This window comes from Paenibacillus faecalis (assembly GCF_900289175.1).
GTDB classification, from domain to species: Bacteria; Bacillota; Bacilli; order Paenibacillales; family Paenibacillaceae; genus Paenibacillus_AQ; species Paenibacillus_AQ faecalis.
On sequence record NZ_LT985747.1, the window covers coordinates 2,338,612 to 2,362,632 of the forward strand.

Genomic DNA, 24,021 nt, shown 5'->3' on the forward strand with positions numbered 1-24,021 from the left:
CAATGATCCATCAATTCAGGATATTTTAGGTTACATACGGGAATACAAACAATTAGATAAAGGAGGCTTGAAATCATGCTAAACCGCTCCCGTATTTGGCTTCTGTTCATAATTGTGCTATTGCTCCCGTGCATGGAAACCGCAGCAGCGACAAACAGCACTATAAATATTACAGATACCTCGCTGGAGGACCCAAGTCATTCCTCCGTCATGTCAGGCACAACGAGCCAGGAAGATGCCAAAAGAAAAAAACGTTCAAGCTCAAAGGATTCCCTTTCCCTCAGCCAGTTGATGAAGAGGTATCCAAATACGTTCAAAAGCAGGGGACCAAGGGTAAAGCAGGTAGCTCTGACCTTTGATGATGTACCTGACCCGAGATTTACTCCACAAGTTTTAGATGTGCTCAAACAAGAGGGAGTGAAGGCAACTTTTTTTGTAATCGGCAACAGAGCAGAAAAACATCCCAAGCTCGTTGCCCGTATGAAGCGAGAAGGACATGCCATTGGCAACCATTCATACAATCATGCAGAATTCCCCAAGCTTACATTGCCTCAATTCCAAAATCAAATCGAGCGTACTAACCAAATTCTGCAGCGAATCACTGGGATCAAGCCCCGTCTCATTCGTCCTCCATATGGAGAGATCAATGAAGAACAGCTTCGCTGGGCGCGCAAGAACAATTATAAGGTCGTCAACTGGAACGTAGATTCACTGGATTGGAAAGGTTTAAATAAAGAAGAAGTGAAAAACAATATACTATCTGCTGTAGGTCCTGGAGCGATCGTCCTCCAGCATGCGGGAGGCGGAGTTGGCTCTGATCTGACTGGAACTATTGAAGCTCTGCCGGAAGTGATTGCAGAATTAAAGAAAAAAGGCTATTCATTCGTCACCCTGCCCGAAATGCTCGGTGTTACCGAAGGTCTATAAACGACTTTAAGATAAGAATAAAGACGGTGGGTCATACTGATTTCTCAGCTAGCCACCGTCTATTTTAGTTGCCGATCTCTATTCTAAAAAGTATAATTTCACATCTTGAATACCGAATTCACTAACTGATTGTTGTGATCCTGGAATAAAAATATCGATACGATTTCCCTTGATTGCCCCGCCAATATCTCTTGCTTCGGCAACAAACGCCTGATCAGGCAATCCCGGATGCGAATGTCCAGTAACAAGCACCTTCGTTCCAAGCGGAATTACATCCGGATCTACCGCAATCGTGCCCAGCTCCAACGGGTTGCCGAAATAGTCTACTGCTCCCCAGCCGCCATTTTCACTAGCAGCAGATGAATAAGCCGTTGCTTTCATCGTTGCAGTTTTAGTGTAGTTATATGTTTTCCCCCATGCTTCCACTACTTTAGCGCTTGGATTTACATTCAAACTTGGTACCATGCCACTTGCAGCTTTGACAGTCGATGCAGACGGAATTTTGATCTTCAAGCCCGCATAAATATTTGTCGCTTCAATGTTCGGGTTGGACTGCATCAGCTTGTTTAAATCGACGCCATACTGTTTGGACAGAAAATAAAATGTATCTCCTTCTTTAGCGATATGAGTCGAAGCTGCATCCGCAGGTGCCTGCGATACGCCAAACGTCAATCCAAGTACCAATGCTGCAGATGTCACCATCTTCACAGTCTTAGCATTCTGTTTTCTACCATTTTTATTGCTATTTTTAAACCAACATTTCATATTCGTCATCATTTTATATGCCTCCCTTACTTAACGATTACGAATATATCACAACTTTGTAACCTTTTCTTTATGAAATTACTGGAATACAATTAAAAAAGCAGCTCTAAAGCGCCTAAAAAAGCACCAGAGCTGCTGTTACACGCACTCATTCAAGTTAAAAAAAGGTTACAAAACTTTGCTTAAAAATTCTTTTGTTCGCGGATGCTGTGGATGAGTAAAGATGTTGTCGGGGGTTCCATCCTCAACGATTTGTCCGCCATCCATAAAGAGAATACGGTCACCAACCTCACGCGCAAACCCCATCTCATGGGTTACAATAACCATCGTCATGCCGCCAAGTGCAAGCTTCTTCATAACTTCTAGCACCTCGCCTACCATTTCCGGGTCAAGAGCCGACGTTGGCTCGTCAAAAAGCATGACATGAGGCTGCATTGCCAATGCACGCGCGATGGCAATCCGCTGCTTTTGCCCGCCGGAAAGCTGGGAAGGGTACGCATCCTTCTTATCCAACAGCCCAACCGACTTCAGAAGCTCCTCTGCGCTCTTCTGCGCTTCAGAAGCGGAAATCCCTTTAACCTGCATTGGAGCAAGCGTAATGTTATCCAGAACGCTTTTATGAGGGAATAAATTAAATTGCTGAAACACCATTCCCATTTTTTCACGGGTAGCATTGATGTTATGATTCTTCTCGGTAATATTAGCACCTTGAAAGTATATTTCGCCGCTCGTTGGCTGCTCCAACAGATTCAAGCAGCGTAAAAATGTACTTTTACCCGAGCCGCTTGGTCCAATAACAACGACCACTTCGCCTTTAGCAATTTCAACGTTGATTCCTTTTAAAATTTCCAATTTACCAAACGATTTATGAAGATCCTTAACGGTTATCACTTGCGCTCAACTTCCTTTCCCAGACACCCAGCAACTTCGACAAAACGAATGTCAATATAAAGTAAATGATAGCTGCAACAAGAAGCGGATTTAACGGTGCATACGTGCTGCCGCGCAAAATTTGCGCCTGATACATAATGTCCATTACGCCGATCATTGAAACGATAGAGGATTCTTTAATAACAACGACAAATTCATTACCAATCGCAGGCAATACCCCTTTAAAAGCTTGTGGCAAAATAATATGTCGCATCGCTTTCTTCTTCGTCATCCCAAGTGATCTTGCCGCTTCAAGCTGGCCCCTGTCAACGCCTTGAATACCTGCACGGAAAATTTCAGCCAAGTAAGCAGCACTGTTGAGAGACAGCGTCAAAATACCGGATTGAATCGGGGAAAATTTAATATCGAATATAGGCAAGCTGTAATGAATAATAAACAACTGAACAAGCATCGGCGTGCCCCGCATCACTTCAATATAAGCCGTGGCGATAAATTTCAGTAGATGAACTCCTGACATTCGCATCAGCGAGAGAAACAAACCAAGAATGAAACCAAACACTACGCCGAGTGCGGATATAAGTAAAGTATATTGAACCCCTTTTACGTAATAATCACGATATTTCCAGAAAAATTCAAACGTATTCAGTTGTTCTTTTTCCCGGCCTGCCGCAAGATCGCCAGCTTCATCAATAAATTTTTCGATTTCCCCTTCTTTGAGAAGACGCTCAAGCGTGGCGTTAATACTGCTTAGAAGCTCTTCGTTTCCCTTTCTCACACCGACAGCATATTCACCGTTTTCACTTGTCGGCTTCGCATCCGTGATGACCATTGTTTCTTCGTTCATGTAGGCTTTCGCTATCGGATACTCTGCAAGGACAATATCTACCCGGCCTGTTTCCAATTGAAGCAATAAGTCAGGTGTTTTATCCAGTGAAACGACTTCTGCATTCGGAATACCTTTGGCAATCCGCTCCTGAATGGACGACTTCTGAACAGCGATCCGCGCACCTTCCAAACTTTCGACTGTATTATATTTGCTTTCATCTTCCTTCCGAGCGATAACAGACTGCTCCGCTTCATAATACGGTATGGAAAAATCAATACTTTTTCTTCGTTCTTCCGTAGGATTCATCCCTGAGATTACAAAATCAATCCGACCGCTCGTTAATTCCGGAAGCAGTGCATCAAAAGATGTATCCTTGATGACAAGCTCCGCGCCCATATCTTTGGCAATCTCTTTTGCAATTTCAATATCAAATCCGACAATCGTGTCCTCTCCATCAATTGTCTTATGAAATTCATACGGCATATAATCAGCGCTCGTACCGAGCACAATCGTCTTTTTCTCACCTTCTGCACTAGCGATACTGCCAAAAGACAACAGTACAACCATGCAGAGAAGTATCCAAGCCGTTATTTTCTTTCTCATGACTGATGACTCTCCCCTTATCCGCCTGAACTAATGTTAATGATTGAGTTATTATAAATCAGAATGAATTATTATGCAATGGTTTTTTACCAATAGATACCCAATATCTTTTGAAAAAAGACCAAACTGAAAAGCCTTGTTTATCTTTACTATGATTCATAAATAGCGGCAGCTGGTTATTAAATAGCTACGAGATCAAAGCAGGAGGTGCAGCCATGCTGCTGGAAGCAATCTATCACGTCCCGAGGGACAAATGGGCATATGCCTACGATCCATCCACGATCCACCTGCGTGTCCGCACTAAAAGAGATGATGTTACTAAGGTTGTCGCCATGACGGGAGATAAATATGACTGGGACCGCACTTACTTTGAAATAACGATGGATAAAGCAGCCTCAACCGATATGTATGATTATTGGGAATGCTCTGTGCGTCCAATGTACAAGCGTTTAACTTACGGTTTTCGAATTCATTCTGGAGATGAAGTTGTTTATATGATTGATAGCGGCGTAGGAAGGAATTATCCTTATCCGCCTGGCGGATATTTCGAGTTTCCTTACATCCATGAAATAGATGTTTTTAAAGTGCCGCAATGGGCTAAGGAGGCTGTATTCTATCAAATTATGCCCGATCGTTTTGCTAACGGGGATTTAAATAATGATCCGAAGCGAACAGAGCCTTGGGGAGGTCAGCCTTCGATAAATAACTTCTTTGGCGGTGATCTTCAGGGCGTTTTAAACCATCTGGATTATCTGGTTGATCTAGGGATCAATGCCATCTATTTTACGCCGCTTTTCACCTCACCTTCCAACCATAAATACGATATCGTCGATTATAAGCAAGTTGACCCTCATTTCGGCGACAATGATTTGCTCAAAAAAGTAGTAGAAACCTGTCATTCAAAAGGGTTGCGTGTAGTGCTGGACGCTGTGTTTAATCATTGCAGTGAACAATTCCCTCCATTCCAAGACGTGCTGAAAAATGGTAAACATTCACGCTATGCCGATTGGTTTCATATACGCGAATACCCATGCACAGTGAAGGGCGATATACCAACATACGATACATTCGGATTTTTTTCCAATATGCCGAAGCTGAACACATCGAATCCGGAGGTCAAGCAATATTTACTCGATGTAGCTAAATACTGGATCGAAGAGGTCAAATTGGATGGATGGCGTTTAGACGTTGCTAATGAAATTGACCATCATTTTTGGAGAGATTTTCGCAAGGTAGTTAAAAACGCCAATCCCGAAGCCTTCATCGTTGGTGAAATCTGGTCCGATTCCCTAGCCTGGCTAATGGGAGATCAATTTGATTCGGTTATGAATTACCCTTTTACAGACAAGGTGCTGGGCTTTTTTAACGAAGGTATGGACGGGAAGACCTTTGCCAGTCATATCGGATCATTGCTTATGAGATATCCACGACAGGTTAACGAAGTCTTGTTTAATATGCTGTGCAGTCATGATACACCACGTCTTCTCACCATTATGGACGAAGATCGCCGAAGGATGAAACTTGCGGCCGTGTTTCTTTTCACCTTTATCGGGACGCCTTGCATATTCTACGGTGATGAAATTGGTCTCACAGGCTATGAAGATCCGGATTGTCGAAAGTGTATGGAATGGGAACCTGAGAAACAGGATCGTGAACTGTTGGACTTCTACAAATTAATGATCGCTTTAAGGCGTAAGCATAAGGCACTGCGAGAGGGACGTTTTCGGTTTTTGAAGGCGGATGCATATGATCCTTGCATAGTGTATGAAAGAGCTGATGCAAAAGATCACTTTATCATCTGGATGAATAATACGAATAAGCGCAGAACCTTATCATACCCGCTTAACTCCTTCGATTGGGTCGATGCTTTGACTCTAGAAACAGTTAAACCGAATCATGGAAAAATAAACATCAGCCTTAACCCGTATGGTTACCGAATATTGTACCGCAAAATAAAATGAAAAATCCGTTTTTTTGCAAGAAACAAAGCATACTTCTGCTTCGTTAATCCCGCAGCATACAAAAACACAAGGGGCGCTCAAAAGCCATATATCTGAGCAGCCTCTTGTCTATTTTGTACGATCCTTTCAAATGACTCAACCATTTTTCACATCTTCTATTTCCCTTAAATCACTCGCAAATGAACCGAAATGACTAATCAATCAATTTGCTGTATACGTCCATATATTTCTGAGCGGAGCGCTGCCAGCTGTATTCACCAGATAATGCGTTCTTCGTCACTTGTCGCCAATGCTCCGGCTGAGTGTAAAATGACAAAGCACGTTTGATTGTGTTCATCATGTCATGAGCATTATAATTTGCAAAAGTAAAACCGTTCCCCTCTCCCGTAAATTCGTTATACGAATGGACGGTATCATTCAGCCCCCCTGTTTCCCTTACAATCGGAACGCTGCCATAACGCAGAGCGATGAGCTGACTAATCCCGCAAGGTTCAAATTTCGACGGCATCAGAAACATATCACTGGCCGCATACAATCGACGCGAGAGCGGCTCATTAAACCAAATTTGGGATGACATTTTGCTCGGATAGCGAACAGCTGCTTCCTTAAACCAATGCTCATACGAAGGGTCTCCTGTTCCAAGAATGACAAACTGCATATCGGTATAATAAAGCAGCTCATCCAGAACACGAATCACCAAATCCAGCCCTTTAGAGTCTACAAGACGCGTAACCATGGCGATCATCGGCACATCTGGAGCTGTAGGCAGATTCAATTCACGCTGAAGCTCTGTTTTATTCAATTGCTTTTTGCTTAAATTACTACGGTATTTGGCAGCGATATGCTTGTCAGTGGCCGGATTATAGCTTTTCGTATCGATTCCGTTCACAATACCGCTTAACCGATCTCCCAAGGAGGACAGCAGACCATCTAATCCATAGCCGTAATAAGAGGTCTGAATTTCACGTGCATACGTTGGACTCACTGTGGTCACATGATCGGCATACACAATACCTGCTTTGAGAAAGTTTACATTGCCATAGTATTCAACACCTTGCGGCGTAAAATAACGGCTGTGAAGACCGAGCACATCCACAAGAACTTCATACGGAAATACGCCTTGATACAGCAGGTTATGGATCGTAAAAACGGTACGAATGCCGCTATAAAAAGGCTCGTGGCGATAATTTCCTTCGAGAAGCAGCGGAATCATGCCCGTATGCCAGTCATGGCAATGGATAATATCGGGTTGAAAATCAATCAGCGGGAGCACATCCAGCACGGCTCGATTCAGAAACGAAAATCGTTCTCCGTCGTCCATATATCCATATATCTCATCCCTGCCAAAATAATACTCGTTATCGATAAAATATACGGTAACCCCATTGTCCACCAGTTTTTGAACCCCGCAATACTGCTGTCTCCATCCGACCTGCACACGGGTTTCTCCAATATGCTCCATTCGATCACGGAACGGTTCTGAAATCCCTTTATACTTCGGGAGCACCACCCGAACATCCGCTCCTGCACGCTGCAGTGCTTTGGGCAAAGCGCCGATGACATCCGCTAATCCGCCTGTTTTTACAAACGGAACACATTCCGCAGTAGTGAATAACAATTTCATCACTCACTATTCTCCTTTCTGCTCTTTCTTCGTTTCTTCTTCAGGATGACCATACTTAGCGGTGGCACAATGATTTCAAGGCTTTGAAGCTGATCATGCCAAGGCTTCTTTTCTGTCTTCAAATCTCCATTATTTGTTCTTCCTTCTCCACCAAATTCAGCACGGTCCGAATTGAAAATTTCCTCATACAAGCCTGGTCTTGGCATCCCGATTCGATACCGCTCATGATGCCTGAGTTGAAAGTTAATCACAACAATGAGCGTATCCAGAGGCTTTTTCCCCTTACGCATATACGATGCTACACTTTGCTTCTCATCATGGGCACAAATCCATTGAAAGCCTTCCAGGCTGTGATCCAGTTCCCACAATGCCTTCTGCTCGGCATACATCGCGTTTAGAGCTTCTGTGTATTTAAGCATTTCTCGATGAGCCTCATATTCCAGCAGTAGCCAATCCAGCTGTTCCTCATCCTTCCATTCAATGAACTGGCCAAACTCTCCACCCATGAACAAAAGCTTCTTTCCCGGCTGTGTCATCAGGTATCCAAGCAATACGCGTAAGCCTGCGAATTTTTGCTCATAACTGCCCGGCATTTTACTCAATAATGACTTCTTTCCATGTACCACTTCATCATGGGATAACGGAAGTGTAAAGTTTTCAGAAAACGCATAACAGATCGGAAACGTCAACAAATGATGCTTTGAAGGACGTCCCTCGAAATCTTCTTCTATGTAGGAAAGCGTGTCATTCATCCAGCCCATATTCCACTTGTAATTAAACCCAAGTCCACCCTTATGAACCGGGTCTGTAACCCCCGGCCAGGCACTGGATTCTTCGGCCATCATGAGCGCATTCGGATAATATTTAAATACTGCTTTATTTAACTCCTGTATAAAAGATATAGCTTCCAGGTTTTCAAGCCCTCCCTGCTCATTACGGCTATACTGATCTTCAGTCTTTTCAAAATCAAGCCGAATCATGCTTGTTACCGCGTCCACCCGCAATCCGTCGATATGATACATATCCATCCAGAAGATGGCATTCGAGATGAGGAATGAACGGACCTCAGGTTTGGAATAATCGAAAGACAGTGTTCCCCAGCCCGGCCTTTCCGCCTTTTGCAAATCGCCATATTCATACAGCGCTGTACCATCAAACTGCCTAAGACCATGCGCATCTTTGGCAAAATGAGCAGGCACCCAATCAAGCAAAACGCCGATGCCGGACTGATGAAGCCGATCCACTAAATACATGAAGTCATGAGGTGAGCCATATCGGCTGGTCAAGGCATAATAACCTGTTCCTTGATAGCCCCAAGACAAATCATAAGGATGCTCAGCAAGCGGCATAAATTCAACATGTGTATAACTCATTTTGAGCAAATATGGGATAAGCAGATCCGCCATTTCCCTATACGTGTAAAAGGAGCCGTCCTCCTTTTGTCGCCATGTGCCAAAATGCATTTCGTAAATGTTCATTGGCTTTTGATAAGGAGCCCTTGCCTTTACTTTTCGTCTCCAGGCATTGTCGTTCCACTGGTAACCGGATAAATCCGTTACAACAGAAGCGGTAGCCGGTCTAACCTCCGCTTGAAAAGCATATGGATCTGCTTTCAGGAAAGTTTCACCATAAGGTCCTGTTATGTGGTATTTGTATAAAGTTCCAGCTGAAATACCGGGAAAAAAACGAGTCCAAATGCCGGAGTCGGGTATCTTATATAATGAATCACTTGAGCCATCCCAACCGTTCCAATCCCCAGCAAGGCCCACATGCCTTGCGTTAGGGGCCCACACGGTGAAGCGTACGCCATGTTCGCCGTTCTCCTTGGCAAGATGAGCTCCCATGAAGCGGTAGCTGTGATACAAGCTTCCTTCATGAAATAAGTACACATTTTCCGGACTTATGTTTCCTTCCCAAAACGGTTGACCTGTCATAATTATCACCTGCTTTAAATATACAATAGAGGTTATTACCCCATTCTTACCATCTTGAAAATAAAAATGATGATTGAAAAAATAAAAATGTAATTTTCAAAAAGACATTTCAATATAATCGTTTCAAACCCTGGAATAACAGTTTATGTATGTACTACGTTAAAAATAATTGGGAGGGAAACGTAATGAAGAGAAAAGAATGCATTGCAATGTTGCTGGCCGGAGGAGAAGGGAAAAGATTAGCTCCCTTAACATCCAAGCTGGCAAAACCCGCCGTTCCCTTTGGCGGTCATTATCGTATTATTGACTTTCCTCTCAGTAATTGTGTCAATTCGGGAATCGATACTGTAGGGGTACTGACTCAATATGAAGCAGAGTCACTTCATAAGCACATCGGTGAGGGAGATCCATGGGGACTTACCGTTTCAGAAAATAACGGCATTGCTTTACTACCATCATATAATACCAATCAAAACGAATACTTGGGGACGGCGGATGCAATCTTTAAAAATATGGAGTACATTGATCGTCAAAACCCGGAACATGTACTCGTTTTATCTGGTGACCATATATATCATATGAATTACAGGGAAATGCTGGATGCACATATTAGCCAAGATGCTGCCGCCACCATTTCCGTCATGGAAGTGCCCTGGGAAGAAGCAAGTCGCTTCGGCGTCATGAGTGTAGATGATAATCTCAAAATTATTGAATTTGCTGAAAAACCTGAACAGCCAGAGAGTAATCTGGCTTCGATGGGAATATACTTATTCCGCTGGGAATATTTAAAGCAACACCTGTTAGAGGATGCCGAAGACCCGAATTCAAGCCATGATTTCGGAAAGGATGTTATCCCTAAAATGCTGTCCGGTAATGAATTTCTGCACGCATTCCGTTTTCAAGGATATTGGCGTGATGTCGGTACAGTAGAAAGCCTTTGGGAAGCACATATGGACGTTTTAGACCAGTCGGAGCTAATACTCGAACAACAAAATTGGCCGATGTATACCCGCCCTATCCATCCAAAATTGACGGGGCGATGCACGCCTTCGCTAGAGAATAATGACTGTCTAATCCATGACACATGCACTTTTGAAGGTAAAGCAAAACGTTCAGTCATTTTCTGCGGTGCAGAAATCGGAAAATTTTCAACGATCAAAGACAGTGTCGTCATGCCGAATGTTAAAATCGGCAAAGGGGCGCATGTTGAGCATGCCATCATTGGCGAAGGTGCTATGATTAAGGACGGTGCTATTGTGAAAGGAGCCCCTGGCAAGGTTGTCGTCGTTGGCCCGCACGAAATCGTCATGCCTAAGCCAACGGTCCGTACACAGCCTTCCCGCCTGCTGCAGGACGTTTATGAAAAAGGCCGTCTGCGCGCCAATGTTTCCTCGTCCTGACTTTTTAAAACTGTTTTATAAGACAAACAGTGCTTCACATTAAAAAAGTATCCAATGAAGAAATTGCCCTTATAAAGAGGGCGATTTCTTTTTTTGCGTTAAACGACTCAGAATAAGAGTCGGAAGCAGTTTGCTAACAAAAAAAGGCATCCCACCAGATCTTAGATCTGGTGAGATGCCGATTTGAAATACAGTGTATAAGTTACCACTTGCTTTCATCTAAACGTCTTTTCATATAAATGGACTTCACGTATACCCATGTCTTGTTTGGCCACAAACCGATAGCCTTGACGCCGATAATATTGGTTTAATCCATCAAGGTGAGAGACGCAATCAAGGCGAAGTCCCAGCTTCCCTTGACGCATTGCACGCTTTTCTCCAAAACGGATCATTCTGGTACCCAAATCAAAACCACGATACGCAGGAAGCACGGCAAGCCGATGCAGATAGGCAAACCGAATATCATTTCTCTCCTTCCAGTAAGAAGGATCGCTGTCTTGGAGTGTAAACATGCCGGCAGGCTCATCACCTGATCGAAGCAGGAACACTTCTCTCTCTGCCAAATATTCGTCCAATAAAGATGGCGTAAACAAAGATGGCGTCCATTGATTTAAACCTTCCTCAACCATCCGTTCTGCCGTTTGCCGTAGGATAAACAACAACTCTTCCCTATGCTCTTGCCCGGCAAGACCGAGAACAAAGTGACCTTGCCCCGTTTCAAAGCGTTCCAGAACCTGAAATGCCACCTAGGCCACTCCCCTTTATAAAAACGTCATGAATCGTTATCCGAAGGACCTTGCGGCAACGCCATCGGTTCCTCTTCGCCCTCAGAAAATCCGCCTGCTATCGGTATTTTCCCTTCAGGCAGCGGTAATCGCACTTTGACGGTCGTTCCCTTTCCGAGCTCACTTTCCATGTCCATCGACCCATGATGCAGCTCAACGAGCTGCTGTGAAATGGCAAGACCCAGTCCTGTGCCCCCATTCACATGGTTTACTTGGAAAAATCGGTCTTTCACTCGCTGTATATGCTCTTCGCTTATGCCGATCCCAAAGTCTTGAACAACGACAGTAACGAACTTTTCTTCCATTTCAATCGAGAGAACGATCACTCCATTCTCATGGGAAAACTTGATGGCATTGTCCACCAAATTCAAAAAGATCTGCTTCAAACGGTTGGCATCCCCATATATAATCGGCTTTTCTTCAGACTCAAGCTTGATGGATACTCCTTTTTTCTCCGCTTTCGCCCACAGATTAAGCATAATTTCTTGCAGCAGCTCTCGCAAACTAACAATGCCCATAACCAGCTTCATTTCATTTTGCTGCAGTTTGGAAAAGTCGAGAATCTCCTCAACCAGTCCGATCAGACGCTCGGTTTCATTCGTAATAATCTGCATGCCGACTTTCGTCTCCTCCGGATCATACCCCCCTGAGATTAAAGTCTCGCTCCAGCCTTTAATGCTCGTTAATGGAGTTCGAAGCTCATGTGAAATGGAGGAAATAAAATCATCTTTAACCTGGTTACTGCGGATAATCTCCTGCGCCATAAAGTTTAGTGTCGCTGCCAGCTCCCCAAGCTCGTATTTGTAATTTCCTTTGATCCGTACATCAAATCGACCTTTTGCCATCTGAGCCGATACCGCTCGAATATTGTTCAGAGGCTTTACGATCGAGTTCGCCAGACCGATGCTGAAAGCAAGCACCGTAGCCAGCACGGATGTGCCGATCAAAATCGAGACGAGGGTTAGATTCAGCAGCTTTTCATTGATCTTGTCAAGAGATGTCGTGTAACGGAGAACAAATTGGTTCTCCCCGCTATTTTGCAATGCGCTTGAAACAGCCATAATCATTTGCCCGGTCCCCTGTTGCTTGCCGACCCAGCGGCTCGTTTCTCCAGCAAGCGCTTGAGTAACATCACTCGTTTTAATGACCGTATCCGTATCAAAATTGTTCGAGCTGATCAACACCTGACCCGATGGAGTTAACAGCTGAAGCTCCGTGCCCGTCAATTCGAAATAGGACATGATCTCGGTAAGCTGAGCTGTATTATCATCGCTTAGGCGGTATTTCTGATAATACTCGTTGGCAACCTTGATATGAGAGTCGATATGGCTGTATACACTGTCATAATAATACGTTCGCATTGCAACTAAAAATATAATCTCGACCAGCAGCAGAGCCATAAACACCACAAGAAAGTAGTGTAAAACGATCTGCCGCCGGATTCCTTTTTTGATCATTGGCCCTGACCCTTCCATTTATAGCCGTGACCCCATACCGTTTGCAGGAATTCAGGCTCGGAAGGATTGGTTTCAATTTTTTGGCGAAGACGACGAATGTTTACATCAACGATTTTGGGATCGCCCATATATTCCTTGCCCCACACATGATCAAGCAGAACATCCCGACTAAGCGGTGTGTTCTCCTTTTCCAGAAAGAACTGAATCAGAGAGAACTCTGTCGGTGTAAGTTCAATGGGCTTGCCATTCTTTTTGAACAGCTTCGATATCAAATCCAGTGTAAAAGGACCCGATTGAAACGTAACCTTCGCTGCACCCGCACGCTGCACATTCACACGCCGTAGCAACGATTGGAGTCTGGCAATCAGCTCTGTCGGGCTGAAAGGCTTGCTGACATGATCGTCAGCTCCAACGGACAACGCATATACTTTATCCTGTTCCTGTACTTTTGCCGTCAGAAAAATAATGCCGATTCGTTCATTCGTCTCCCGAATACGTCGGCATACCTCAAAGCCATCGATCCCCGGAACCATTACATCCAGCAGTGCAATATCAATGTCAGGCACGGATTGGAGCAGATGAAGCGCTTCGTTTCCGTCAGCTGCTTCCAGCACGTCAAAACCGTTTCGTTTCAAGTTGATTACGATAAAACTGCGAATAGATTCTTCATCTTCTAATATGAGTACTTTACTCAATGCTATTTCCCCTTTCTTTCAATAGGAGCAACATCGCTGTTGTTCTTTTTATCGTTTCTGGTCAGCTTAAACTCCCCTTTATACCCGATCACCTGGTCTTTTTTGCGAACGAGCACGTTCCATTCATCTTTCGCATCTTCCCACTCTGGAAGCGAGAAAAACTTGACCTCAGCAACCGTATCCCCGGTATCTGTCCTCACAAAATTCAAATATCGGTTTTTATCTGAGTCTGGATGAACGGTTACCTTGTTATGCCACTCCGAAGGGAAAGTCAAATAGAATTGATTTTCACTGTCCTGATACCTCTGCGTTACGAATTTCAAGCCTTCTTTTTCGCTGGCCATATGTGTTTTTCCGTCCCATTGATAATAGGACTGAAAATATGGAATCTCATTAGGCGGCTTATCCTCCCAGCCGATTGGCGTTTTGATCAGTCCGATCTCGAGAATACCATCCCCGTCGATATCCTGACTGTCAACAGGAAGCATTTTAAAAGCGCCGTCTTCTTTCAGGACGTCTACCAGAACACCGTCCTCCATGACGATCAGCTTCGATGTGGAGGAATTGGATACAATGGAAGTGTCTAATATAATACCTTCTTTTCCCTTAGCCACTTGTCCTGAGACAATATTGTAATATTTCTCAACATTTTGCCCCAAATCCAGCTTGGCCAACTCGATAAATTGATTCGCATTTTTATCAAATTGGAACGTTGTAATAAATGACAATTCGTACTTTTGTAATGAAACAATCGTCAATTCCTGAATGTCATCCCCGTTCAAATCCGTCAATTCAAAATGGGTATAGGGAAGCTGAAGAACCTTCTCCAGAGAATCACCGGAAAAAGTATAGACAACCAGCCCGTTTTGCAAATTTTCCTCCCCGCGGGAGAAACCGGCAACAATGTCAACCATACCGTCATTTGTAATGTCAGTCAGATCAAATGATTCCAGCACAGTGCCTTCACCGTCAAAATCGAGCTTCTTGATCCATGTGTTGCCCTGCTGCTGCAAAAGCATACCATGGATTTGCACTTCCTCATTCGGTGTTTTATAGAAAACAACGGCCTCCATAACGCCGTCATTATTTAGGTCCTCTACCCGAATTGAACTGGGACCTGAATCGCTTCTCGGCCGAATAATATTGCTATTTTCAGGCAACTGAGCCTTAATCGCCCCCATAAGCGTAGCTTTATCGGCTGGAAGGTCCGGTGGAGTCATGAGCGACACGGGGTCACTAATAAAGCTGCATCCAGAAAGTAGCAATAACAGCAGTCCGGATACAGCTGCCTTCATCAATCCAGATTTCAACAGCATCAACTCTTTCTAATATGAGTCGCCTTGCTTTTCGTTTCAAGGCTGGTATACCTCTGTTATATTCTGCTCTTTTCTCCGTACGTCAGTCGCCGTCCGGTCACATCAACAACAATTTGACCGCCTGCCAGTCCAATAATGCGAGAACAATACCGCTCTGCAAGCTCAAGCGGGATAACTGCAATAACAGTCAACCGTTCTTCATCACAAAGATTTTTCAAAGTTTGAAGCACATGTTCGGCAGACTTCGGATCAAGACCTGTCACCGGCTCATCGGCAAGTATAACCTTGGCGCCATGGACCAGCGCTCTAGCGATCGCAATCCGCTGACGTTCTCCCCCGCTCAGCTCCCCTGCCTTCTTATGCGCTTTATCCAGCAATCCGAGGTGCTCAATTGTATCCATAGCCCCCATGTAATCATCGGAACGCACCATACCGGTAACCATACGCCACAGCGGGGTTTGACTGGATTGACCGATCAATACGTTTTTAAGCGCCGTTCGATTCACATTCAGTGCCGGATTTTGTTCAAGATAAGCCCATTCGCGGCGAACTTTTCTCTTCCCCCCAGGCTTTAGCATATCTTCACCATCGATCAAGAAACGTCCGCCGTCCCATTTTTCGCGAAGAGCCAAACAGCTCATCAACAAGCTTTTACCGCTTCCGCTGCTTCCGATGAGCCCGATCATTTCCCCCTTTTCCATTTGAAAGCTAATATCATCCAATACCGGTTTTTTCTCGGTATTTAGTTTCTTCACCAGGCGTTCTATTTTTATCATGCTTTCGTCTCTCCCGTCGAGTATCATCCTATATCTCTAGTTTAGAAGAAAGCGAAAGCAATTTCCATGAGAACAAATGTTCTCATTGGACAAATTTCCCCTTATTGAACTGACTTCTTATGTTTGAAAAACACACTTGTACATGCAAATAAAATATATAACCCGCCCAAAGTAATAAACATACCTGCATTCCAACCTGTTCCGATCAGTAAGCCGCCGACATTCGGCCCTGCAATACTACCAATATTAAAATGGAAGGAGGCAACTACGTTCGCAGCTGGCAATAAAGCTTTCGGAAGGATGTCCGCTGCATATGCAAGCCCAAGTGAGAAGAATGATCCGACAAGACCTCCAGCAAGTGTAAGAAGAATCAGTACAGACCAGTAGCTTGTCCCGGCAGCAGGAACGAGCATAAAGCAAGCTCCACCAAGAATACCGGCGATCATGAGTACCCTTTTGCGGCCAAAGCGGTCACTCCAAATGCCGAGCGGAAGCTGCAGTATAAGCCCTCCGATACCGATAAACGGCAGCAAGGATGAAATCTGCTCAATGGAAAACCCGCCGCGCATACCATATATCGGAAAGTTGCTGTTAATCCCGGCTTCCATATACCCGTATAAAAAGGCAGGGATAAGTGCATACCATGCCAGCTGATAGCTTCGCTTGTAACGGCCAGGTATGACCGCTTCAGCGGACGAATGGCGCTCCGGCTTCACATCAGGAAGCTTGAAAATAACGATAAGCAGTACGAGCAAAAATAATACGGCAAGTATAAGAAAGGGTACTGCATCCCCGTGTCTTAATAAACTGATGCCGAGCGGTCCCAAACTAAAGCCGATGCCATAAGACATACCATAAAACGATATGCTGCGTCCGCGATTCTCCGGTGTGGACATCATCAGCACCCATAATTGTGCGGCGTAATGAAGTGCACTGTCCCCGATCCCAACCAAGACCCGGAGCACGAACCAAAGTGCTACGCTTGGAAATAACGGGAAGGCCACTAAAGAGAGCATAACCAGAACCAGGCCTGCAACGATAAGCTTTTTAAATCCTGCCCATCCCAGCACTCTCTCTGCTACCAGCGTCATGGCGAAGGAGCCGGCGTATAAAGCAGCTGCGTTCAATCCGTTGACTGACGAGGAAACCCCCATTTCTTCCAAAAATATGGCCAGTACAGGCAGCAACATACCTTGGCTGAGTCCTGCAGCTATAATGACCGCAATTAAAATAAAATAATGAATTCTCCCTTGACGGGCTTGAGCTGTGTCTGACACGATTGTCTAATCCCCCTCTTATTAATAACCAAAGGAACATTATAGTGGACAACCTTCATCCATACAAGCCATAATAAACACAATGTCATTATTTCGGGAGGGTACTGGTTTCATGAAGTACAAAGTAAGCTTGGATGCATCCGTTGTATTCGAACTGCTGAGCAGCTTTATGGTTTATGTAACAAGAAAATGGACCGACAATCTGGATATCGGGTCACATTTCATTACGGATATGGATACCCGTCTCCCTCAAACAGTCCGTACCGAGCTTGGCAAGGCCTGGGACTGGCCTTTTTTAGATTATGATGTGCTTTATGCTTTGGCCATCTTGCGTGAAAAAGATACCGAGGCAATGTCGTTTGTGGACTGGGTCTCTAATTGCGCACCGGATTCATTACATGCAAAGCTGCTGGCATACATGCCATCTCTCCCCTTGGAGCACCTTATACGTATCCAGACCGATTATCCGCCGCTGCTGCGTTTGTGGTACGAACATTATTTTTCAAAAATTGAACCCGAAATCAAACCGTTAATTCACGAAGATGCAAGAGAAAAGTCAGTTCTCCTGCTCAAAATGGAGCCTGAAGGACTTATTGAATATGCCACTGGCGGCGTGGTCCTGGATGATATACCTGTAGATTCCATACTGCTCTTTCCCGGCGTTCATTTCCGACCGATCAATACATACTGCTTCTATGACAATGTTCTTCTCATTCAGTACCCGGTGGACATTCCCGAAGAAAATGAGGATGACCCGCCGATCGTACTGCTCCGGATGACAGAGGCGCTCGCTGATCCCGAACGTCTGAAATTGCTCAGATATTTGGCGACCGAACCGAAAACAGTCAACGATATGGCTGCCAGTTTGAGACAGCCATACGACAAGTTGATGCATCATCTGATTATATTGAGAGCTGCTGGGCTGCTTCGTTCGCACGTGAATGCAGGTGATCATATGGAGCGCTTCAGTCTTCGTCCCGATGGGGCATCGGAACTGCAAATGTTTTTTGAATCATATCTCGGGTTATCTTGAACATGTGTAAACTTTTCTTGGCTGGTTATAAGGAAGCTAATTAGAGAGATTCTATAAAAAGAAGCAATTGGATATAGGAGTGAAAACCATGAACAAAGATTTACAGCATATTATATTTGATATGGATGACACCTTGATTCACTGCAATAAATATTTCGATCTGATTCTTGGCGAGTTTTTTGAGCTAATGACAAGCTGGTTTCAGGAATATGGCGTAACGACTGAGCAGGTTCGCAAAAAGCAGATGGAAGTTGATGTCGCCGGAGTAAACAAAGCCGGGTTTGCAAGTATAAACTTTCCAAAGTCTTTAATCGAAACCTATCGTTTCTTCTGTAATCTGCATCATAAAACACCTTCGCACCATGAGGAAGAAGAGCTGTTCAAGCTCGGATTAAGTGTTTATGACCACGAGGTTGAACCTTATCCCGGCATGGTCGAGACCTTGAATACACTGCAGAATGAAGGACATCATCTTTATTTGTACACAGGCGGTGAAACGCGTATTCAAAAGCGGAAGATTGAACAAATGAAGCTGGCCGATTACTTTGAAGACAGAATCTACATCCGACAGCATAAAAATGTGCAAGCTCTGGAAGAAATTCTGTCTGCCGGTCGCTTCGATCGTTCATTGACCTGGATGATCGGCAACTCCTTAAGAACAGATGTTGTTCCTGCTCTTAAAGCAGGAATCAACAGCATCTATATCAAGCAGCAGCGCGAATGGCATTACAACCTCGTGGAATTAAAGCAAGAGCCGCATAATGTACTGTATACCGTATCGGCATTAACTGAAGTTCCGGACATTATAGCCGGGAATGCCGTCATCACTCCATAAAACAATCAATGGGCTTCCTCTGAACTTTTTGCAGAAGAGGAAGCCCCTTTTTCACATGAAAAATGCACTGCCAGCAGCCATCGAAAGCCACATGGTTTTCGCGAACAATCCCCTTGTTCATGGAAGCATAGCATCAGGTTGCCTGACTGCTCTTTTCCCGCTGAACGCTCAATTGACCGTTGCCAGACTCACGGAGCACAATTCGGGCTTTAAATGACGCTCCTCCATTGTCTTTAAACGTCAACAGCCGAGTTTTCCCCGTTGTCAGGAGAGACTTCAGCATCGTATGAGAGATGTTTTTACCCGCAAATTCCTTCCAGATGACGAATGTACATCCGCTCTTGAAATGCGAGCATCCATAGCCTTTTCGACCTTCAATAATTTGACCGCCGCACCCTGCTTTCGGGCAAGCGCCCAAAGAAATGCGTTCGCCTGAGGTCGAAGCCTGGCCTGCTGTGGAGTCTCTGCTAGAACGTGCTTCTTCCGTACTCTTGACTACTGAGGAGGCTGATTTACTGCTTCGAGAAGCGGCCTTATTGCGCCCGGCAGTGCGGCCTCCCTTGCTCTTGCTTTCCTCACTCTCTCCGAACATCGACGGAGGAGCCGGGCGCTGAGTCAATACTTTATCAATAATGGAGACGGTGAACTTCTCCACATTTTTCATAAAAACTTCAGCAGAAGCTTCTCCCTTTGAAATTTGATGCAATCGCCGTTCCCACTGTCCCGTCATTTCGGGAGAAGCCAGCAGTTCAACGCCTGCATGACGAATCAGCTCGATCGCTGTTCTTCCTTTTTGCGTGACAGTAATTCTCTTGCCCTGCATCGTAATATACCCGACCTTTTTCAATCGCTCGATCGTTGCCGCGCGTGTAGCCGGCGTTCCAAGTCCGCTATCCTTCATTGCATCCCGCAGCTCTTCATCCTCGATCGTCTTGCCGGCACTTTCCATCGCTTTTAGCAGCGTCCCTTCCGTATAACTCTTAGGCGGCTGGGTCGCCTTCTCTTTTACTTCGCTCGTTGAACATATGACCGGCTTGTCCGTTTGAATATCGAATGATCGATCATTCCACTCCTGGGAATCATCCTCGTCTTCTTCCTTGCCTTTTTTCGATCTGGAGGATTTGCGCTCCTTGGCTTTATCCTTGTCCTGCTGAATCAACACTTTCCAGCCAAGCGACAAAAGTTCTTTAATTTGGGTCTTGAACGTCTCCTCCTCAACCTTTGTAAGCACGGTATGCTGCTTGTACAAAGCTGGCGGATAAAAATGGGACAGAAAACGTATAATGATCAGATCATAGATATGCTGTTCTTCCTTGCTAAGCGTTCCGGGACGTTTTAATGTCGGCAAAATAGCATGGTGATCTTCAACACGCGCCGGATTGCATACAGACTTATTGTTTTTATGAACACGGCTCGGGTCCGCACCTTGAACCATTGGACCGTAGGACGTTGATTTCAGCATGTTCAGAGCCTTATGCATCCCTTCAATATTCTGCTCGTTTACATAGTTGGAATTCGTCCGCGGGTAAGAAATAACCTTGTGACGTTCATATAAACCTTGAGCGATATCGAGCGTTTTTTTGGCAGAATAACCGTACTTTGCGTTGGCTTCACGTTGAAGCAGCGTCAGATCATAAAGCTTGAACGGATATTCTTTGGTCTCCTTGACTTCATACTTGGCGATCGTTCCGCTCTTCCCCTGAACCTTGCCTGCAATGTTGTCCGCTTTCTCCTTCGACGTCAAACGTTCGCCCTGCCAGGTTCCAACGTATTCAAGCGTTTCCTGGCGGAAAGTCGCTTTAACATCGTAAAAGGTTTGCGACTGAAATGCCTCGATTTCCTTTTGTCTGTCATAGATCAGTGCAAGTACAGGTGTTTGAACACGACCAACAGACAATAGCGTCTGATGACGGGTTGTAAAGGCTCTCGATGCATTCATACCGATCAGCCAGTCTGCTTCACTGCGGGCTCTGGCCGCAAATGTTAACGCTTCAAACTCCGAGCCATCCTTCAGCTGGGCGAACCCCTGCCTGATACTCTCGGCTGTCAAATCTGAGATCCACAACCGTTTCACCGGCTGACGAAGCCGAAGCTGCTGCTGGATTAAGGCAAAAATATACTGTCCTTCTCTTCCCGCATCACAGGCATTAACAATTTGATCACAGCGCTTGGCAAGATCGCCTATCACCTTAAGCTGATCTTTCGTTTTCGGATTCGGCACAATCCGGAATTGCTCCGGAATGATAGGCAGATCCCGAATATTCCAGCGCTTGTACTTCGGGTCGTAAGCATCCGGTTCAGCGAGGCTGACCAGATGACCGATTGCCCACGTTATAATATACCGCTCGCCTTCTATATAAGACCGATTGTTCTTGGCCCGAGGTTCGATCACCGCGGCGATGTTTCGCCCCATATCCGGTTTTTCAGCAATGACCAGCGTCTTCACGTAACCTCTCCCCTCTTTCCGATACGTCCAGGAAGAAAACTTAAAATGTTTCTTCGTATAGACTCCAAAAAGGACTCCGCTTAGGCGAAGTCCCCATAAACAATGATATCTAATTATAACATAGGATAAGCATCGTTTAAACTAAAACGGTCGAGCCCATCAGGTACTTATCAACTTCTCTTGCCGCTTCCCGTCCTTCATGAATGGCCCATACGACCAGGCTTTGGCCCCGGCGCATATCCCCGGCGGCAAACACTTTATCTGCATTCGTTCTGTATTTGCCATAGGGCGCTTTGACGTTGCCAAAACGATCGCTTTCAAGACCAAGCTGCTTCAGTAGAGTCTGCTCAGGCCCGTCAAAGCCGATGGCTATCAAGGCAATCTGCGCTGGAAAAATTCGCTCAGTACCCGGTATCGGCTGATACACTTTACGGCCTGTTTCATCTACAATCCGCTCAATCTGTATCGTGTGCAGCTCTTTCAAATTCCCTTGTTCATCGCCGACAAACCTTGTCGTCATGATGGAATATTCCCGAGGGTCCTGTCCAAACAGCGCTTTAGCCTCTTCATGGGCATAATCCAAAGTATATACGTTCGGGAACTGGGGCCATGGGTTAGCCATCGAATCACGCTCGGGCGGTGCTTTTTTGTGCGTACCAAATTGCGTAACGCTGCTGCATCCATGACGCAGTGCGGTTGCCACACAGTCCGAGCCCGTATCCCCGCCGCCAATCACTATAACATCTTTATTGTAAGCAGAGATGTACTGGTTGTCTTGAAGACCGGAGTCAAGATAGCTCTTGATCGTTCCGTTCAAGTAATCCATCGCGTAATGAATTCCCTTCAGAGCGCTGCCCTCGATGTTAAACTCGCGCGGTTTTGTAGATCCTCCACACAAAACTACAGCATCGTAATGATCAACCACTTGCTTGGCCGGAATATCCTTGCCAATCTCGGTATTGACGATAAACTCGACACCTTCAGCTGCCAGCAGATCAACACGGCGCTGGACTACCGCCTTATCCAGCTTCATTGTGGGGATTCCATACGTTAGCAAACCGCCAACCCGGTCAGCACGCTCATACACGGTAACATGATGACCTGCTTTGTTCAGCTGCGCTGCGGCAGCAAGTCCGGCAGGGCCAGAGCCTACAACGGCAACCCGGCGACCTGTTCGTTTCCTGGGCGGCTCAGCAGTGACCCAGCCTTCTTCAAAGCCTTTGTCGATTATCGCCTGTTCAATACTCTTGATCGCCACCGGTTGATCGATAAGGCCAACCGTGCAAGAGCCTTCACACGGCGCTGGACATACACGCCCCGTAAACTCGGGGAAGTTGTTCGTTTTATGCAGACGCTCCAGCGCTTCTTTCCAAAGCCCCCGATATACAAGCTCGTTCCATTCCGGAATCAGATTGTGTACCGGACAGCCCAAAGTACCTCCATTCATATCTATACCGGTATGACAGTAGGGTGTTCCGCAGTCCATACAACGTGCTCCCTGCGTCCGGAGCTCTTCCTCTGCCAAATGCTTATGAAACTCTTCCCAGTCCTGAACACGTTCAGCCGGTTCCCGATTTGACGGCAGCTGACGCTTATATTCCATAAATCCTGTTGGTGTTGACATCTGCGCTTTCCCCCATCCGTTCGATTCAAGCTAAGCAGCAAGTAAAATTGTACTTTTCATCATAACACAATTCACCCATTTTCTGATAAAACAAGGCTTGGAATTGGATCTAAAACCTGATTTAAATTTTTTATTCAGGTTAAGAAAATCTTTTATCACGCATTCCTGCAATGCTTTCATGTTCTTTTTCATTTTCAATGTGAAATTATCGTAGCATCTGCCTTTTCTTTTGTTAAATGGATTATGTGCATAATCATTTGTACTATTCTACACTTGAAGGATGGGTTATCCGAAAGCTCATTACTTTCGTTCGTAAATAACAAAGCGATAAGAGTAAGGATTTTTATCATCCGTAATACCCGGTATTTCCTGAACGGACTTCCATTCATCCCATTTCACTTCTGGAAAAAACGTATCGCCTTCAAACTCGTGATCGATAAAGGTGACATAAAGCTTGTCCGCCAAAGGCAGCATCTGCTCATAAATCTGCGAGCCTCCAATGATCATCAGCTCACCCTCTTGAGCGTACTTGAGCCCTTCATTTATGTCATGGACCACGATGCCTTCTTCAGGCTTCAATCTAAACTGCTGGTCACGAGTAAGTATGACATTTTGACGGTGCGGCAGCGGTTTTCCCCCAAGGGACTCCCATGTCTTGCGACCCATGAATACGGTTTTGTTTAATGTCTGTTCCTTAAAAAACGCCATGTCCCGCGGCAAGCGCCACGGCATGGTTCCTCGATGTCCGATGACCTGATTTTTCCCCATGGCCCATATCATTGAAATACTCATCCTTAAATCCCCCTTTCTGCACGTTCTTTTTTCTTATACATCTACCATGAATCG

At 45.2% G+C, this 24,021-nt stretch carries 19 protein-coding genes; 5 read left to right on the forward strand and 14 right to left on the reverse strand.

Features of this window, described 5'->3' with window-relative positions:
* Nucleotides 1-75: 75 nt before the first annotated feature.
* A complete protein-coding gene (locus tag C8268_RS11185) occupies nucleotides 76-927 on the forward strand; it encodes a polysaccharide deacetylase family protein (RefSeq protein WP_106767727.1) in 852 nt (283 codons plus the stop codon).
* Between the two features lie 78 nt (nucleotides 928-1,005).
* Here C8268_RS11185 and C8268_RS11190 read toward each other — a convergent pair whose 3' ends face one another.
* From C8268_RS11190 to C8268_RS11200, 3 genes are all read right to left on the reverse strand, one after another.
* The gene (locus tag C8268_RS11190) at nucleotides 1,006-1,704 is read right to left on the reverse strand and encodes a 3D domain-containing protein (RefSeq protein WP_106767728.1); all 699 of its coding nucleotides are present in this window, start codon (nucleotides 1,702-1,704) and stop codon (nucleotides 1,006-1,008) included.
* A gap of 156 nt (nucleotides 1,705-1,860) precedes the next feature.
* Complete coding sequence (locus tag C8268_RS11195; protein ID WP_106767729.1) at nucleotides 1,861-2,583, reverse strand: amino acid ABC transporter ATP-binding protein; 723 nt, start codon at nucleotides 2,581-2,583, stop codon at nucleotides 1,861-1,863.
* Entirely contained in the window at nucleotides 2,570-4,012 is a 1,443-nt protein-coding gene (locus C8268_RS11200; protein ID WP_106767730.1) for an ABC transporter substrate-binding protein/permease, read from the reverse strand. The genes C8268_RS11195 and C8268_RS11200 overlap by 14 nt, the downstream gene beginning before the upstream one ends.
* A gap of 215 nt (nucleotides 4,013-4,227) precedes the next feature.
* Here C8268_RS11200 and C8268_RS11205 point away from each other — a divergent pair, with 215 nt between their 5' ends.
* Nucleotides 4,228-5,973, forward strand: a complete 1,746-nt coding sequence (locus C8268_RS11205; RefSeq protein WP_106767731.1) for an alpha-glycosidase — start codon at nucleotides 4,228-4,230, stop codon at nucleotides 5,971-5,973.
* 193 nt (nucleotides 5,974-6,166) lie between these two features.
* Here the strand turns inward: C8268_RS11205 and glgA are convergent, their stop codons facing one another.
* Nucleotides 6,167-7,597 carry a glycogen synthase GlgA gene (glgA, locus tag C8268_RS11210; RefSeq protein WP_106767732.1) on the reverse strand — a complete coding sequence of 477 codons (1,431 nt, stop codon included), beginning with the start codon at nucleotides 7,595-7,597 and terminating at the stop codon, nucleotides 6,167-6,169.
* A complete protein-coding gene (glgB, locus tag C8268_RS11215; protein WP_106767733.1) occupies nucleotides 7,597-9,531 on the reverse strand; it encodes a 1,4-alpha-glucan branching protein GlgB in 1,935 nt (644 codons plus the stop codon). Before glgB ends, glgA begins: the two co-directional genes overlap by 1 nt.
* Nucleotides 9,532-9,716: 185 nt before the next feature.
* Here glgB and C8268_RS11220 point away from each other — a divergent pair, with 185 nt between their 5' ends.
* Nucleotides 9,717-10,931, forward strand: a complete 1,215-nt coding sequence (locus tag C8268_RS11220) for a glucose-1-phosphate adenylyltransferase (RefSeq protein WP_106767734.1) — start codon at nucleotides 9,717-9,719, stop codon at nucleotides 10,929-10,931.
* Nucleotides 10,932-11,146: 215 nt separating this feature from the next.
* On the opposite strand, the gene C8268_RS11225 is transcribed toward C8268_RS11220, so the two are convergent.
* The 6 genes from C8268_RS11225 to C8268_RS11250 form a co-directional block, all read right to left on the reverse strand.
* Nucleotides 11,147-11,677 (reverse strand): GNAT family N-acetyltransferase, encoded by a 531-nt coding sequence (locus tag C8268_RS11225; protein WP_106767735.1) that lies wholly within the window; start codon nucleotides 11,675-11,677, stop codon nucleotides 11,147-11,149.
* Between the two features lie 26 nt (nucleotides 11,678-11,703).
* The gene (locus C8268_RS11230; protein WP_106767736.1) at nucleotides 11,704-13,173 is read right to left on the reverse strand and encodes a sensor histidine kinase; all 1,470 of its coding nucleotides are present in this window, start codon (nucleotides 13,171-13,173) and stop codon (nucleotides 11,704-11,706) included.
* Nucleotides 13,170-13,868 (reverse strand): response regulator transcription factor, encoded by a 699-nt coding sequence (locus C8268_RS11235; RefSeq protein ID WP_106767737.1) that lies wholly within the window; start codon nucleotides 13,866-13,868, stop codon nucleotides 13,170-13,172. The genes C8268_RS11230 and C8268_RS11235 overlap by 4 nt, the downstream gene beginning before the upstream one ends.
* Nucleotides 13,869-13,870: 2 nt before the next feature.
* Nucleotides 13,871-15,178, reverse strand: coding sequence for a hypothetical protein (locus C8268_RS11240; RefSeq protein WP_234032759.1), 1,308 nt, complete (start codon nucleotides 15,176-15,178; stop codon nucleotides 13,871-13,873).
* A 62-nt stretch (nucleotides 15,179-15,240) separates the two neighbouring features.
* The gene (locus C8268_RS11245; protein ID WP_106767738.1) at nucleotides 15,241-15,960 is read right to left on the reverse strand and encodes a phosphonate ABC transporter ATP-binding protein; all 720 of its coding nucleotides are present in this window, start codon (nucleotides 15,958-15,960) and stop codon (nucleotides 15,241-15,243) included.
* A 101-nt stretch (nucleotides 15,961-16,061) separates the two neighbouring features.
* Nucleotides 16,062-17,237 (reverse strand): MFS transporter, encoded by a 1,176-nt coding sequence (locus tag C8268_RS11250; protein ID WP_106767739.1) that lies wholly within the window; start codon nucleotides 17,235-17,237, stop codon nucleotides 16,062-16,064.
* Between the two features lie 112 nt (nucleotides 17,238-17,349).
* Here C8268_RS11250 and C8268_RS11255 point away from each other — a divergent pair, with 112 nt between their 5' ends.
* Together C8268_RS11255 and C8268_RS11260 are read left to right on the forward strand one after the other, a co-directional pair.
* Nucleotides 17,350-18,270, forward strand: coding sequence for an ArsR/SmtB family transcription factor (locus C8268_RS11255; protein WP_106767740.1), 921 nt, complete (start codon nucleotides 17,350-17,352; stop codon nucleotides 18,268-18,270).
* An 88-nt stretch (nucleotides 18,271-18,358) separates the two neighbouring features.
* Nucleotides 18,359-19,105, forward strand: a complete 747-nt coding sequence (locus C8268_RS11260; protein WP_106767741.1) for an HAD family hydrolase — start codon at nucleotides 18,359-18,361, stop codon at nucleotides 19,103-19,105.
* 133 nt (nucleotides 19,106-19,238) lie between these two features.
* On the opposite strand, the gene C8268_RS11265 is transcribed toward C8268_RS11260, so the two are convergent.
* The 3 genes from C8268_RS11265 to C8268_RS11275 form a co-directional block, all read right to left on the reverse strand.
* A complete protein-coding gene (locus C8268_RS11265; RefSeq protein ID WP_106767742.1) occupies nucleotides 19,239-21,551 on the reverse strand; it encodes a type IA DNA topoisomerase in 2,313 nt (770 codons plus the stop codon).
* Between the two features lie 136 nt (nucleotides 21,552-21,687).
* Complete coding sequence (locus C8268_RS11270) at nucleotides 21,688-23,175, reverse strand: glutamate synthase subunit beta (RefSeq protein WP_106767743.1); 1,488 nt, start codon at nucleotides 23,173-23,175, stop codon at nucleotides 21,688-21,690.
* 300 nt (nucleotides 23,176-23,475) lie between these two features.
* Nucleotides 23,476-23,967: a dihydrofolate reductase gene (locus C8268_RS11275; RefSeq protein ID WP_106767744.1), complete on the reverse strand. Its 492-nt coding sequence runs from the start codon at nucleotides 23,965-23,967 to the stop codon at nucleotides 23,476-23,478.
* Nucleotides 23,968-24,021: the final 54 nt, after the last annotated feature.